This is a genomic window from Microbacterium sp. 1154, assembly GCF_031455375.1.
GTDB lineage: Bacteria > Actinomycetota > Actinomycetes > Actinomycetales > Microbacteriaceae > Microbacterium.
On sequence record NZ_JAVDSN010000001.1, the window covers coordinates 163,773 to 178,092 of the forward strand.

Sequence of the window (14,320 nt, forward strand, 5' to 3'; positions counted from 1 at the left end):
TCCGGGGGGCGTCCAGTCTGCGGCGCGGGTGCACGGCGCCCCAGGCGGTTGACGAGCCCCCGCCCGGTGCGTCAGGCGCCGGGAGCCGCCAGCGGCGGGGCGTCGACCCAGGCGTGCACGCGCGCGAGGAACGCGGCGTATCCCCCGGGGGTGCGGCCGGTGAACCGGCCGGAGGTCTCGACCTCGTGCTCGTCGCTCGCCCGTTCCCGCGCGCCGAGGGCCCGCACCGCGCGGACGAGGGCCACGTCCTCGTGTTCGACGAGATCCGGGATGCCACCCGCTCGGGCGTACGTGCTCGCCCGCACGCCGAGGTTGGCACCGTGGACGTTTCCGGGGGGCCTGCCCCGATGGTGGGTGGCGCGCCAGTACGCCGCGTGCCGGGCGCTGAGGTCGGCGAAGTCGGGGCGCACGGTTCCGAGGACGAGATCGACCCCGGTTTCGGCGAGGTCGAGCTGGTGCGTGATCCAGTCCGACGGCACGACGGTGTCGGCATCCGTCATCGCGATCCACGTGTCGGCCGGGCGCGCCGAGAGGGTCGCGAGCGCCCGCTCGATACCCATCCGGCGAGCGGTGCCCACACGGCGCGCGCCGATCTCGATCGCCTCGACCGGCCACCGTCGCACCTGTGGAGCGGTCGTGTCGCTGCACGCGTCGAGCACGACGACGACCGCGACCTCGAGGTCGGGCGCGCGTTCTCGCGCATGAGCGACGGCCCGGGTGACCGATGCCAGACATCGACCGATGAGGGCTTCTTCGTCGTGCGCCGGGATCACCACGGCCACCGCCCTCACGGGAGCAGTCCGGATTCGGCCGCCACCGACCGCGCGCCCGGGAGTGCGAACACCTCGAGAACGAAGTCCTCCTCCTCGTGCCGGACGAGGCGGACGAGGTCGGGGCGGGCGGCGAGCGCGTCGTGCACGGCGTCGCCGTCGCGCGGGTACTCGGCGACCGGATGCCGCCAGTGGCAGGCGACCAGGTGACCGTCGGCGGCGAGCGAGGCGATGGCCGCCGTGAGCCCGCGGTCGAGATCCGTCCCGGCCCAGTAGTACGCCACCTCCGACAGCACGACCAGCTCGAACTCCCCCTCCGGCCACGCGTCGGGGAGCGTCGCGAGGCGGAGTTCGACGTGCTCGCGACCCGCCAGGCGCGTCCGCGCGCGCTCGAGGGCCGCGGGAGCGAGGTCGACGGCGAGCACCCGATCGCTCCGCTCCGCCAGGTGCGCGGTCAGCGCTCCGGTCGAGCAGCCCGCTTCGAGGGCCGAGCGGTAGCGGCGGCGCGGGAGGGCGGCCAGGAGCACGGCGCGCTTGCGCTCCTCGTACCAGCGCGAGTCGAAGCCCCAGGGGTCGTCGTGGCGGGCGTACATGTCGTCGAAGTACTCGCGGCCGACGCTGCCCGTCGGGGTCGCCGCGCCCTCGGGCACGAGGAAGATCTCCGCGTCGCGCTCGACGTGCGCGCGCATCCCGGGGTGGATCATCGCCTCGTCCCCCGGCGCGGCCGACAGCGGCTCGAGCTGGCTGAGATGCGCGTCGAGGGCGCGGGTCTTGGCCTCCCGCGCCCGGGGGTCGAGGGCGAGACGCTCGACGCGATCCCACGGTACGTCGCCCGGGCCACCCCAGTGCCAGAGCCAGATCGGGAAGGCACGCGAGCGCACCCCGCGCGCGGCGCAGACCTGCTCGACGATCTCGCCGACGACCCGGTGGTCGCGGTGACCGTCGCCGCGCCACGGCGACAACACCAGCACACGCCGACCGGCGGCGGCGTCGAGTGTCTCGCGAAGGGCTGCGGTGATGGCATCCCGATGCTCGTCCGTCCCCCCGTCCGGGAGACCGAGGAAGACCGGTTCGCCGACCAGTCCCACGAGGCGCGCGGCGTCGACGAGCTCGCGGCGGCGGAGCGCGGCGAGGGTCGCGGGCCCGTGCGTGGGCGAGTCGGGGTGAGAGCCCTCGCCGTCGGTCACGACGAGGAGATCGATCGGGATGCCGCGAGCCGCGGCGGTCGCGAGCAGACCCGCGGCTCCCAGGCTCTCGTCGTCGGGATGCGCGGCCACCACGATCAGGCGATCGACGTCGAGGGCGAGCGGGGGCAGGTCTCGGCGAAGAGCCTCGGTCCAGACGTGCTCGTCGGTGCCGGGGTCGCGATGGTCGAAGCTCACCACGCGCCCGCCCCCGTCGCGACGTCGGCGCCGATTCGCGCGACGTCGCGCTCGCCGTGGTGCTGGCGCAGGTAGATCTGCAGGTCGGCGACGCGCCGCGCGTGCGCCTCGTCGGCGACGAGCGGCAGCGGGCCCAGCGCGTGGGCGGCCTCGGCGAGGGTGGTCTCGACGGCATCGGCGACGACGGTGCGCGCACGGGCGGCACGCAGCCCCTCGGATGCCGAACCCCCGGCGCCGAACGCCGTCGCCGTGTCGCGAAGGACGGCACGCGCGGCCCAGAGGGCGGTGTCGGCGCGACCGAGGTGCGTGCGCGAGAGCTGGTCGGCGCGCTCGGACGCGGCGGCCTCGCGCAGCGCGTCGCGGAGCGGCATGGCCCCACCCCACCAGCACGCCGCGACCCCCACCCCTCCGTGCGCGAAGCCGGGTCGTCGCAGGTACCAGCCGGGTTCTCCCACGGGATGGGCGACCGCGGCATCGACGTCGATCGGCGCGCTGACCACCCCGGCGAGGCCCCGGGCGTGCCAGGGCCCGGTCCGCGCGGTGACGGCCGGGTCGCGCAGGTCGAGGACGAAGAGCTGTCGCCGCTCGTCGTCGACCCACGCGGTCACGAGCGCGCGGTCGAGGTGCGCTGCCAGCGAGCACCACGGTTTGGTTCCGTGCAGCGTCCAGGTGCCGGCCTCGCGGCGGGCCTCCAGGCGCATGCCGGGCCCCTCCGCCGCGAAGACGCCCCACGACCCGCCGGGATCGACATCGACGTCTATCCCCTCGCGAGCGGCTTCGCCGAGGATCGCGAGGGCGTCGAGGTGCGGCTCGAGCACACGAGCGGCGGCGACGTCGCGCGCGGCGACGGACGAGAGCAGTTCCCAGGTCGCGGCGAGGGAGCGCGGAGGGGTGACGCTCTTCGCCCACGAGAGGGTGGCGGCGACATTGCTGCCGAGCCCCTCCACGGCATCCGCTGCTCCGAGAGCCTCGCGGACGTCGTCGAGGTCGGTGTCGTCGTCGGAGAACAGGAGGGGGAATGGCTCGTGGCCGCGGTGCTTCACCGCGCCAGCCTGCGCACATCGCTGCTTTTCGGCCAGAACCTTGACACCGCCACCCGTCTCTGACAAACGATGCGGGGGATGCCGGTTGCCTGTGAATACCGCGCGCCCGGCGCCCGGCTGCCCGGCGCTCTCTAGGCTCCCTTCGTGACCCCCGCATCTTCCCGCCGACGCGACCTCGCGGCGATCGTCGCCTCGATCGCCGCGACCGTGTTCGGCGCCGGCCTCGGCGAACTCGCCGCGGCGATCGTCTCGCCCACCGCGAGCCCGTTCGCCGTCATCGGCGGGGGCATGATCGACCTCGCCCCGGCCTGGGCGAAAGACCTGGCCATCGATCTGTTCGGCACGGGCGACAAGGCGGCCCTGCTCGTGGGGATCGCGGTGCTGCTGCTGGTGGTCGCCGGTGCCGCCGGGGTTCTCGAGAGGCGCAAGGCCCCGTGGGGGCGGGTCGTCCTCGTCGGGCTCGGTGTGATCGGCGCGATCGTCTCGCTGACGCGGGCGGATGCCGGCACCCTGTCACCCCTTCCCTCGCTGGTCGCGGGAGCGGCCGCCGCCCTGGCGACCGGGCTGCTGGTCGCCCGACTCCGCCGGCGTTCGGCCCAGTCTCCGACCGACGACGGCGTTTCGCGGCGCAGCGTCCTCGCCCTCTCGGGGGTGGCCGTCATGGCCGGCGCCCTCGCCGCGATCGGATCCGTCGCGGTGAGCGGAGGGGCGCGCGCCGTCAGCGCGGTGCGCTCGGCTCTGCGCCTTCCCACACCCGCCACGACGACGACCGTTCCGGCCGGAGCCGACATCGGGATCGACGGGCTCGGGCCCGTCATCACCCCCGCGTCGGAGTTCTACCGCATCGACACCGCCCTCGTCGTGCCCCAGGTGGACCCGGCGACCTGGACGCTGCGCGTGCACGGCCTGGTCGAGCAAGAGGTGGTGCTGCGGTGGGACGACCTGGTGGCCCTCCCCCAGAAAGAGACCGTCGCCACGCTCGTCTGCGTCTCGAACGAGGTGGGCGGAACGCTCATCGGCAACGCCCGGTGGCTGGGCGTCCCCCTTCGCGACATCCTCGAGCGTGCGAAGCCGACGGCCGAAGCCGACATGGTCCTCTCGCACTCGGTCGACGGGTTCACGGCATCCACTCCGCTCGAGGCCCTCACCGATGATCGCGATGCTCTGCTGGCCATCGGCATGAACGGCGAACCCCTGCCGATCGAGCACGGCTTCCCGGTGCGGATGGTCGTGCCGGGCCTCTACGGCTACGTGTCGGCGACGAAATGGGTGAGCGAGCTCGAGGTCACCCGCTACGACCGCGCCGAGGGGTACTGGACCTCGCGCGGCTGGTCGGAGCGCGGACCCGTGAAGCTGCAGTCGCGCATCGACGTGCCCCGGTCGGGCGCCCGCGTCAGCGCGGGCGACACCGTCATCGCCGGAGTCGCCTGGCAGACGCACGTGGGTGTCTCGGGCGTCGAGGTGCAGATCGACGACGGTCCGTGGCAGGCGGCGACGCTCGCGAGCGCCATCTCGGCCGACACCTGGGTGCAGTGGAGCCTGCCGTGGAACGCCACGAGCGGCTCGCACACCCTGCGCTGCCGGGCCGTCTCGGCCACGGGCGAGACGCAGACCTCCGATACGGCCGCCCCCGCACCCGACGGCGCGACGGGCTGGGACGAGCGCACGGTGTCGGTGGCCTGAGGCCGCTCGGAGGCGCGACGCCCCTGTCCGCGACGCGACGGGCCGCGTCCCACTCCGTGCGGAAGATCAGCACGGAATCCGCACGAAGTGGGACACGCACGCCTCGGCGCGGGCGCGGGGCGTGGGCCGTTCGGCGCTCAGGCCCCCAGCACGTGCCGGACCTGCTCGACGGCCCAGTCCAGCTCGGTCGCGCGGATCGTCAGCGGCGGCGCGATGCGGATCGTCTGGCCGTGCGTGTCCTTCACGAGCACGCCGCGGGTGAGCAGCTTCTCGGCGATCTCACGACCGGTGCCGTAGGCGGGGTCGATGTCGACGCCGGCCCACAGACCCGCGATACGCACGGTCGTGACGCCGTGGCCGATCAGCGACTGCAACGACGTCTCGAGGTGCGCCCCCAGCGCCTTCGCGCGGGTCTGGAACTCCCCGGATGCCAGCATCTCGACCACCCGCAGACCCACGGCCGCGGCCAGCGGGTTGCCGCCGAACGTCGAGCCGTGCTCACCGGCCCGGATGACGCCGAGCACATCCTCGTTCGCCACGACGGCCGACAGGGGCAGGATGCCGCCGCCAAGCGCCTTGCCGAGCAGGTACACGTCGGGCACGACGCCCTCGCGATCGCACGCGAACGTCTCGCCCACACGCCCAAGACCCGACTGGATCTCATCGGCGATGAACAGCACGTCGTTCGCGGTGCAGATCTCGCGGACCCGCTGCAGGAACCCCTCGGGCGGGAGCACGACCCCGGCCTCGCCCTGGATGGGCTCGAGCAGCACGGCTGCGGTGTTCTCGTCGATCGCCGCAGCGATGGCATCCGCGTCGCCGTAGGGCACGTGCACGAAGCCCGGCGCGTACGGACCGAAGTCGTCGTGCGCCGTGGGGTCGTCGCTGAAGCCGACGATCGTGGTCGTGCGGCCGTGAAAGTTGCCGTTCGCGACGATGATCGTCGCGGCATCGGGGGCGATGCCCTTGGTGCGGTACCCCCAGGCGCGCGCGACCTTGATGCCGGTCTCGACGGCCTCGGCTCCGGTGTTCATCGGCAGCACGAGGTCCTTGCCGCAGAGCTGCGCGAGCGCTGTCGCGAAGGGACCGAGGCGATCGTTGTGGTACGCGCGGCTGGTCAGCGTCAGGCGGTCGAGCTGCTCCCGAGCGGCCGCAAGAATCGCCGGGTGACCGTGCCCGAAGTTGAGCGCGGAGTACGCCGACAGCAGATCGAGGTAGCGCTTGCCCTCGACGTCGGTGACCCACACGCCCTCGGCGCGCGAGACGACGACGGGCAGCGGGTGGTAGTTGTGCGCGAGGTGGGCGCCCTCTTCGGCGATCAGGCGGGCGCCGAGGTCGTCGACGGTGGTGCTCATCGCGAACCGCCGCGCAGCTCCAGCGTGCAGCACTTGATGCCGCCGCCGCCGAGCAGCAGCTCGGACAGGTCGACCTTCACGGGGGTGTAGCCGCGCTCGCGCAGCTGCGCCTCGAAGCCCACCGCGCGCGGCGAGATGATGACGTTCTTGCCGTCGCTCGCCGAGTTCAGGCCGAACACTGCGCCGTCGCTGTCGGACACGCGGATGGCGTCGGGGTACCGCTCGCGCAGGATCGCCTGGCTGCGCTCGTCGAACGCGTTCGGCAGGTACGCGATGTTCGCCTTCTCGACGCCGCCGGCGCCCTCGACGGGATCGAGCACGGCGATCGCGGTGTCGAGGTGGTAGAAACGCGGGTCGGTCAGCGTCAGCGACACGACCTCGCGCGAGAAGACCTCGCCGACCTCGCGGTGGCTGTCACCGGTGGAGCGGAACCCGGTGCCGGCGAGGATCGTCTCGCCGACGAGCAGGAAATCACCCTCGCCCTCGTTGACCTCGACCGGCTCGGCGACCTCGAAGCCGTTCGCGGCGAACCAGTCGATGAACGCGGGCGCCTCGGCGGCACGCTCACGGAAGCGGAACTTGGGGCCGTACGCGACGCCGTCGATCACGAAGCCGCCGTTGGCCGTGTAGACCATGTCGGGCAGGCCCTCGAGCGGGTCGATGAGCTCGATCTCGTGGCCGAGCGACACGTAGGTGTCGTACAGCGACTGCCACTGCCTCAGGGCGAGGTTCGTGTCGGTGGGGCGCGAGGGCTCCATCCACGGGTTGATGCTGTAGCTGACCGTGAAGTGCTCGGGACGGCACATGAGGTACCGACGGTGCTGCTGCACGCGCTCGCCGGGGGTGGCCTCGGCGGGGGTGGCGATGGGGGTAGCGGACATCTCTGCTCCTCGGAGGAAAGGTGCGGCGGACGCTGTCCTGGGGCTCGGTGGCCCTTCGAACCCGCGCGGCACCCATCAGCTGCATGTGGCGCCGTGCGGGGAAAGGTCGGTCCGAGCACGCCGGTGTCATTGTCGCACGCGCGTGCGCGCGGGGGCGAGCGGCGCGGCCCGGCAGCGTCCACTTCTCGCGGATTGCGCGGGGAAGGCTCCGTCGGGCGCTCCCCGCGGCTCGTCAGCCCACGCGCCGCAGCGCCACCGCCGCCCACGCGACGGGAGGCAGAACCAGGTGCAGGATGCCGTCCGCCAGGCGCGTGTCGACCGGCTGCGGCCGCACCCGCTCGGGGTCGTCGAGGGTGTTCGCCGCACCAAGGTCGTCGTCGTGCAGGAGGTGCGTCTCCACCACCTCGACCGCACCCAGGGCGCTCACGTCGATCGCGAGGGCGACGGGCTGATCGAGACCGCGGTGGACGACGAAGACCGCCGCGGTTCCGGCCTCGTCGTCGACGGTGGCCACGGCATCCACCGCGGGTACCCTCCCGTAGCGGGCGGTGTCGATCGACGGGGCCTCGAGGGGCAGTCGCACCGCCTCGCCCCGCGCGAGGCGCGAGGTGATCGAGAAGGGGAAGAAGGTCGTCTGGCGCCACGCGGGGCCGCGGGGCTCGGTCATGATCGGGGCGATGACGTTGACGAGTTGAGCGAGGGACGCCGACGCCACCCGGTCGGCGTGCTTCAGCAGCGAGATGAGCAGACTGCCGAAGACCACGGCATCCAGGACCGAGTACACGTCTTCGAGCAGGCGCGGGGCGACCGGCCAGTCGTCGATGGCGGTGGGCTTCACGGCGTCGACGCGGTCGATGTACCAGACGTTCCATTCGTCGAACGAGATGTCGATGCGCTTCGCGCTGCCGCGCGCCGCGCCGACGTGGTCGGCGGTGGCGACGACCGCCTCGATGAAGCGGTCCATGTCGACGGCCGAGGCGAGGAAGGATGCCGCGTCTGCGTCGTGCTCCTGGTAGTAGGCGTGGCACGAGATCATGTCGACGTCGTCGTAGGTGTGCTCGAGCACGACGCGCTCCCACTCGCCGAACGTGGGCATCTGCGCACCCGACGAGCCGCACACCACGAGCTCGAGGGAGGGGTCGAGCTGGCGCATGCCCTTCGCCGTGCGCGCCGCGAGTTTGCCGTAGTCGTCGGCGGAGCGGTGGCCGAGCTGCCACGGGCCGTCCATCTCGTTGCCGAGGCACCACACGCGCACGTCGAACGGTGCGGCGCGGCCGTTGTCGATGCGGCGCTGCGACAGGGTCGAGCCGCCGGGGACGTTGGCGTACTCGAGCAGGTCGATCGCCTCGAGAGTGCCCCGCGTGCCGAGGTTGACCGCGAGCATGAGGTCGCTGCCGACGGCGTCGAGCCAGTCCGAGAACTCGTGCAGGCCCACCTCGTTCGTCTCGGTCGAGTGCCAGGCGAGGTCGAGGCGGCGCGGGCGCTCGGCGCGCGGTCCGACACTGTCTTCCCAACGGAACCCCGAGACGAAGTTGCCACCGGGGTACCGGATCGTCGAGACGCCGAGCTCGCGGACGAGCGCGATCACGTCGCGGCGGAACCCGCGCGCGTCGGCCTCGGGGTGACCGGGCTCGTAGAGGCCGTCGTAGACGTGGCGGCCGAGATGCTCGACGAAACCGCCGAACAGGCGCCGGCGCACGGGGCCGATCGCGAAACGGGGGTCGACGGTGAGTCGGGCAGCGGTCATCGGTGCTCCTCGCGGTTTCGACGACGGTACCCCGGCCGGGGCCGCGCGCTAAACGTTTTCGAAACCCGACACCGAACCGCCGAGATCACCGGCCATGGACGAGATCACGGACGTTCGCGGCGGAACGCGGGTCCTCTCGCGCAGACGGGGTCATCTCGGCGAGTCGGGCGTGCGGCGGAGCGCGCGGCCGGTCAGATGACCGCGGCGCTCCACGCGTCGACGACGCCGAAGCGGAAAGCACCGATCGACACCGCCTGCTCACGCAGGAAGGGCAGCAGTTCGAGGCGCCCGGCCGTGGTGACCTCGTTCGCGTACACGGTCAGCGAGACGTCGCCTCCGACCGTCTCGGCGACGGCCGCGCGCAGCGTCGACACGGTCTCGGCCGGCCCCACGAGGCGCAGGCGACCGGGGCGCGGGGCCGCGACGAGGGTTTCGGCGTCGCCGTCGGCGGCATCCGGGATGCCACCCGCCAGGCGTTGCAGCCACTCGGCGTCGCTCTCGACCGAGACCGCCACCCCGCTCTCGCCCAGCAGGTGCCGGACGGCGGCGGGGAGCCCCACCGGGGTGCTCAGGGTGAAGGTCGAGCCCGAGCGCACGGCGGCCACGAGCACGCGCAGCACCGCGTGCCACGCGGCGTCGGCGGTGGCGCGGACGGCGACATCGACCGGGCGATAGCGCCGGAGGTTGCGCTCGACACCCAGGCGCGACACGTCGCGCACGCGCCCGAACTCGCGGTCCCACGCGATGGCGTCGGCGAGCGCGCCGCGACGCAGCCAGTCGAAGGCCTCGTACGACAGGGTCGGCTGGGCCGCTTCGATCAGGGCCGTGATGCGCGAGTCGAGTCCGCGCAGGTGCAGGGTCGACGACGAGGCTCCCCCCGACGACGGCCGCCACGAGCCGAGCGTGACGAGACGGTTCGGTCCGCCCGACATCGCCCCATCTCCCACCGAGGCCTCGCCCCAGCCGCCGAGCGGCTCGCGCTGGATGACGGCCCCCGTCGAGGGACGGTTGACCCGCAGGACGGCGGCCTCGACGGTATCGAGCCAGAGTTCGAGATCGGCCTCGTCGCGCGTGTGCAGCCCGGCGACGAAGCCCGAACCGATCGCGTTCTGCAGCTCGATCGCGCGGGTCACGGTGGGGGCGTGCAGGATGCCGAGCACCGGCGCCGCCACGGCGGCTCGGGTGAGGTGAGACCCGGCGGTGACGCCCGTGCGCACGCCCGGCGACCAGAAGCGGCCCGCCGTCTCGGGTCCGAGGTCGAGCTCGCGCGGTTCGACGAGCCACCGCTCACCGTCGCCGAGGACGGTCAGGGCGCGACGCACCTCGCCCGCGGGTTCTTCGACGAGCGGACCGATGTCGGACAGCGGGTCGTCGGCGGGACCGACGCGCAACGACGACACCGCGTCCTTGAGCTGCTCGGTGAAACGCGACGAACGCCCGACCGCCCCGACGAGGATGACGAGCGACACGGCCGTGGCGGCCTGGCCCGCTCGGGCGAAAGCACCGGCCACGATGTCGGTGACGGCGGCGTCCGCGTCGGCGGAGGGGGCGACGATCGCGACGTTGCGTCCGGCGGTGAGCGCCTGCATGGCGAGGGCCGGGCGCCAGGCGGCGAAGCGTTCGGCCGTCGCGCGGGCTCCCGCGAGCAGCACCCGATCGACGCCCGGGTGGGCGAGGAGCGCACGACCCGACGCGTTCTCGTCGAGGTCGACGTAGGCGAGCACGTCGCGCGGTACGCCCGCCGCCCACAGGGCCTCGGCCACGACGGCGCCGGCGCGGCGCGCGCGCGGCGAGGGAGTGAGCAGCACGCCGGATCCGGCGGCGAGGGCCGCGAGGGTCTCGGCCGCGCAGAGGCCGACCGGCGCGTTCCACCGCGGGGCGACGACGCTGAGCCGGTCGGGCACGAACACGGCCCCGGGCACGCGGTCGAGCTCTTTCGCCGTGGCGGCGTAGTACGCGGCGGCATCGACCGCCTGGCTGACCTCGGCGTCGGCCTCGGCGAGCAGGGCGCCGCCCTCGGACGCGAGAACCTCGATCAGCTCGGCGCGGCGTTGCTCGAGGCTCCGCGCCGCCGACTGCAGCACGGCCGCGCGGTCGGCGGCGGCGAGCGCGCCCCAGGGCTCCGCGGCGGTGCGCACGCGGTCTACCACCGCGTCGAGCCCCGCTTCGTCGTCGACGCGTCCCGCGGCGGCCGTGGCGTGTCCCGCGGTCGACCCGGCGACGCGGTCCAGGGCGGCCAGCGCCCACGCGCGGTCGGCGGGGACGGCCGGATCGGTGTCGAACGCGTTGCGGAAGCCGGGGGCTCCCCCCGCGAGCTCGGCGCTCTCGCGAGCCGAGAACACGGCCGTGTCGACGAAGGCCTGGCCGCCGAAGAGCATCTGCTGCACGTCGGGGCCCAGCGCGGAGGTGTCACCGGATGCCGCGGCCTCGCGCGCGATGCCCAGCACCGCCTGCGTGAGTCCGGGCTCGGCGTCGTCGTCGGCCGCGCGCTCGCGCAGGATCGCCGGGTCGGCCTCGGTGTCGCGCTGCGGCGTGCGCGCGGCGGGGCCCGCGAGGTCGGCGGCGGCCAGGGCTCGTCGGGCACGGGCCGCGATCGATGCGGTCTCGGGCGCGTCCGTCGCCTCGTCGGTCTCGTCGGCCGGGTCGGCGGGCGGTGCGGGCACCGCGAGCGGCAGATCGGGGGCGCCGGCCACCGCCGTCGCGTAGCTCGCAGCCAGGCGCGCGACGACGGCGTCGACGTCATCGGGGTACGCGGTCGGCGCCGTCCACAGGTGCCCCTCCCCCGGTGTCCACGGCGCGGTGTGCGGCAGGGCCAGCGCGAGGTCGGCGCCGGCCTCCGCCGCGAGGCTCAGAGCCAGAGCTGCGCGTTCGGGGTCGGCGGTGGCCAGCTCGACGGCGAAGCCCTCGAGCCCCCTCGGGCTCAGCGCCTCGCGCAGGCCGCGCACGAGGGCGGCATCCACGTCGTCCCGGGCCGTGACCGCCGGGGCGAGCCACCCGTGCCGCGCCGCCGAGACGGCATCCGGGGTCTCGATGAGGGCGTCGCTCAGACGCAGCGTCAGGCGGGCGCCGCCCGCGGAGCAGCGCACGCGCGCCCACGCCGACAGCTCGCGGACGGCCTCGGGCGTCTCGCCGACGGCGACGGGCAGCTGGATGCCGGCCCGGAGCGCCCTGAGACGCGGTTCTTCGAGCACCCGCGTGAGCACCGCGACGGCGAGGTCGAGATCGTCGCGTCCCTCGGCGATCAGCGTCACGTGGGTGCGCGCGGCGAGCGCGTCGAGGAAGACCGGCAGCAACCGCTCGGCGGCGTGCTCGACCTCGGCGTCGAACGCCCACGGCGACGATGTGACGACGACATCGGAGATCGCGAGAGAGATCCGCGACACGTCGTCACGGGACAGCAGGGCCCGGATGCCGTCGACCCGGCGCCGCGCGCCGGCGTCGCCCACGACCGCGGGCCCGACCAGACGCACCTCGACCGCGGAGCCGAGGGCCTCGAGGGCGGGGCTGAGACGCTCGGGGCGCGCGTCGAGCACGAGGGCTGCGACCAGATCGCGCAGCGCGCGGCGGGCGAGGGGCACCGCGGGAGTAGGCAGGACGGGCGCCACGGCTCCGCCGAGATGCAGCACTCCGCGGACGAACCACGGGAGCGAGGCGGGGAGGTCGTCGGTGAGCCGGTGCAGCGCGGAGGCGGCGGACGTGAGCGATTCCGGACGCGAGACGCCGTCGATCGCGGTGGCCAGGAACGCCGCGGCGGCGGGGTCTGCCGGCAGCCCGCCACGACGGGGCGCGGCCGTCGGGGCCGTCCGCTGCGAGAACGTCGCGGCGAGGCGCGCGGCACGGGCCGGAACGTCGGAGAAGAGCGCGGGAACGGGGGCGCCGGAGTCGTTCGTGCTCATGCTCGCCAGCCTAATTACCGTGTGCGCGGCACCCCGGCGGCCCGCCGCGCAACCCGCGGATCAGCGGCCGGGTCCCCGGTCGCGAGAGGACCGATTCCCTGTCCCCCGAATGGCCGACATTTCTGCACTCTGATCAGAAATTCACAGGAATTCCTTCGCTTTTCGTCCGGGTCGTGTTTCTATGGCCGTGGGTACCCCGCCATTTAATCCCCCTGGATGGAAGGTCACTCCACGTGAACCGCATTTCGAAGACCGCCGTGGGCGTCGCCGCTCTCGGCCTGTTCCTGTCCACCGCCGCCACCGCTCCCGCGCTGGCACAGACCCCCACGTCGTCGCCCGACGCGGCCGTCGACGGTGTCGACGCCCAGCTGCTCGAAGCGATGGCGGCCGACCTCGGCACCGACGTCGCCGGAGCGCAGGACGTCCTGCGTTTCCAGGCTGACGCGGCCGGCACCGCCGACGAGGTGGCCGCCGTCTCGGGCGACGCCTTCGCCGGCACCTGGCTCGACGAGTCGACGCGTACCGTCTACGCCGCGGCGACCACGGATGCCGCTCGCGAAGCGGCCGCCGACGCGGGCGCCGTGCCCGTCGCCGCGGAGCACTCGCTCGACGACCTCGAGGCGATCGCCGCCCGACTCGAGACGAGCCCCGTTCCCGACGTCATCCCCTCGTGGTGGATCGACGTCGAGCAGAACGACCTCGTGGTCGACGTCGTCGCCGGCGGCGACCAGGCCGCAGCCGACTTCGTGGCAACCCTCGACGCCCCCGCGGGCGCCGTCCGCCTCGAGACCGGCGCCGAGGCCCCGGAGACCTTCGCGACGATCCAGGGCGGCATCGCCTACAACATCAACAACCAGAGCCGCTGCTCGGTGGGCTTCGCCGTGCAGGGCGGTTTCGTCACCGCCGGCCACTGCGGCGACGCGGGCGACAGCACCACCTACGGCACGTTCCAGGGTTCCTCGTTCCCCGGCAACGACTACGCCTGGGTGAGCACGCCCAACCACACCCCCGTCGGCTCGGTGTCGAACTACTCCGGTGGCTCCGTCGCCGTGAAGGGCTCGACCGCCGCCGCCGTCGGCGCGACCGTGTGCCGCTCGGGCTCGACCACCGGCTGGCACTGCGGCCAGATCCAGGGCTACAACTCCACGGTTCGCTACGCCGAGGGCTCGGTCTCGGGCCTCATCCGCACGAACGTCTGCGCCGAGCCCGGCGACTCCGGCGGCTCGCTCCTCGCGGGCAACCAGGCACAGGGCGTCACCTCGGGCGGCTCGGGCAACTGCTCGAGCGGCGGAACGACGTACTTCCAGCCCGTGAACGAGATCCTGCAGACCTACGGCCTGCGCCTGCTCACCAGCTGATCCCCTCCGGGTACCCCGATCCCCCGGTCGCCTCGCGGCGGCCGGGGGATCATCCTTTCCGTCTCCTGTCCGGGATGCCGCGACCGCCGCACCGCGGCCGGGCATCGTTTCCTTTCCTTTCCTTCCTCCCACCCGGGATGCCGCGATCGCCTCGCAGCGGCCGGGGCATCGTTTCCTTTCCGTTCTGGCATCCGGGATGCGTCTT

General features: G+C 73.6%; 9 protein-coding genes. 2 read left to right on the forward strand and 7 right to left on the reverse strand.

Annotated features, from left to right (window positions below; genetic code table 11):
* Positions 1 to 71: 71 nt before the first annotated feature.
* From J2X55_RS00665 to J2X55_RS00675, 3 genes are read right to left on the reverse strand one after another with little or no spacing between them, the layout of a single operon-like run.
* Complete coding sequence (locus J2X55_RS00665; protein ID WP_309821482.1) at positions 72 to 782, reverse strand: glycosyltransferase family 2 protein; 711 nt, start codon at positions 780 to 782, stop codon at positions 72 to 74.
* 5 nt (positions 783 to 787) lie between these two features.
* Complete coding sequence (locus tag J2X55_RS00670) at positions 788 to 2,155, reverse strand: bifunctional PIG-L family deacetylase/class I SAM-dependent methyltransferase (RefSeq protein WP_309821483.1); 1,368 nt, start codon at positions 2,153 to 2,155, stop codon at positions 788 to 790.
* Positions 2,149 to 3,195, reverse strand: coding sequence for an acyl-CoA dehydrogenase (locus tag J2X55_RS00675; RefSeq protein WP_309821486.1), 1,047 nt, complete (start codon positions 3,193 to 3,195; stop codon positions 2,149 to 2,151). The genes J2X55_RS00670 and J2X55_RS00675 overlap by 7 nt, the downstream gene beginning before the upstream one ends.
* 144 nt (positions 3,196 to 3,339) lie before the next feature.
* Here J2X55_RS00675 and J2X55_RS00680 point away from each other — a divergent pair, with 144 nt between their 5' ends.
* Positions 3,340 to 4,878 (forward strand): molybdopterin-dependent oxidoreductase, encoded by a 1,539-nt coding sequence (locus J2X55_RS00680; protein ID WP_309821487.1) that lies wholly within the window; start codon positions 3,340 to 3,342, stop codon positions 4,876 to 4,878.
* Between the two features lie 137 nt (positions 4,879 to 5,015).
* On the opposite strand, the gene rocD is transcribed toward J2X55_RS00680, so the two are convergent.
* The 4 genes from rocD to J2X55_RS00700 all read right to left on the reverse strand — a co-directional run bounded on the left by rocD (position 5,016) and on the right by J2X55_RS00700 (position 12,757).
* On the reverse strand, positions 5,016 to 6,233 hold the full coding sequence (gene rocD / locus J2X55_RS00685) for an ornithine--oxo-acid transaminase (protein WP_309821488.1): 1,218 nt from the start codon (positions 6,231 to 6,233) through the stop codon (positions 5,016 to 5,018).
* Positions 6,230 to 7,114: a dimethylargininase gene (gene ddaH, locus J2X55_RS00690; protein WP_115917000.1), complete on the reverse strand. Its 885-nt coding sequence runs from the start codon at positions 7,112 to 7,114 to the stop codon at positions 6,230 to 6,232. Before ddaH ends, rocD begins: the two co-directional genes overlap by 4 nt.
* A 232-nt stretch (positions 7,115 to 7,346) precedes the next feature.
* Complete coding sequence (locus tag J2X55_RS00695) at positions 7,347 to 8,861, reverse strand: alpha-N-arabinofuranosidase (RefSeq protein WP_309821489.1); 1,515 nt, start codon at positions 8,859 to 8,861, stop codon at positions 7,347 to 7,349.
* 191 nt (positions 8,862 to 9,052) lie between these two features.
* Entirely contained in the window at positions 9,053 to 12,757 is a 3,705-nt protein-coding gene (locus J2X55_RS00700; protein WP_309821490.1) for an aldehyde dehydrogenase family protein, read from the reverse strand.
* A gap of 233 nt (positions 12,758 to 12,990) precedes the next feature.
* Here J2X55_RS00700 and J2X55_RS00705 point away from each other — a divergent pair, with 233 nt between their 5' ends.
* The gene (locus J2X55_RS00705; protein WP_309821491.1) at positions 12,991 to 14,115 is read left to right on the forward strand and encodes a S1 family peptidase; all 1,125 of its coding nucleotides are present in this window, start codon (positions 12,991 to 12,993) and stop codon (positions 14,113 to 14,115) included.
* Positions 14,116 to 14,320 lie beyond the last annotated feature (205 nt).

Excerpts from the sequence above, each read along its gene's own strand:
- J2X55_RS00700 (WP_309821490.1), bottom strand. The coding sequence starts at position 12,757 with ATGAGCACGAACGACTCCGGCGCCCCCGTTCCCGCGCTCTTCTCCGAC.
- J2X55_RS00695 (WP_309821489.1), bottom strand. The coding sequence starts at position 8,861 with ATGACCGCTGCCCGACTCACCGTCGACCCCCGTTTCGCGATCGGCCCC.
- ddaH (WP_115917000.1), bottom strand. The coding sequence starts at position 7,114 with ATGTCCGCTACCCCCATCGCCACCCCCGCCGAGGCCACCCCCGGCGAG.
- rocD (WP_309821488.1), bottom strand. The coding sequence starts at position 6,233 with ATGAGCACCACCGTCGACGACCTCGGCGCCCGCCTGATCGCCGAAGAG.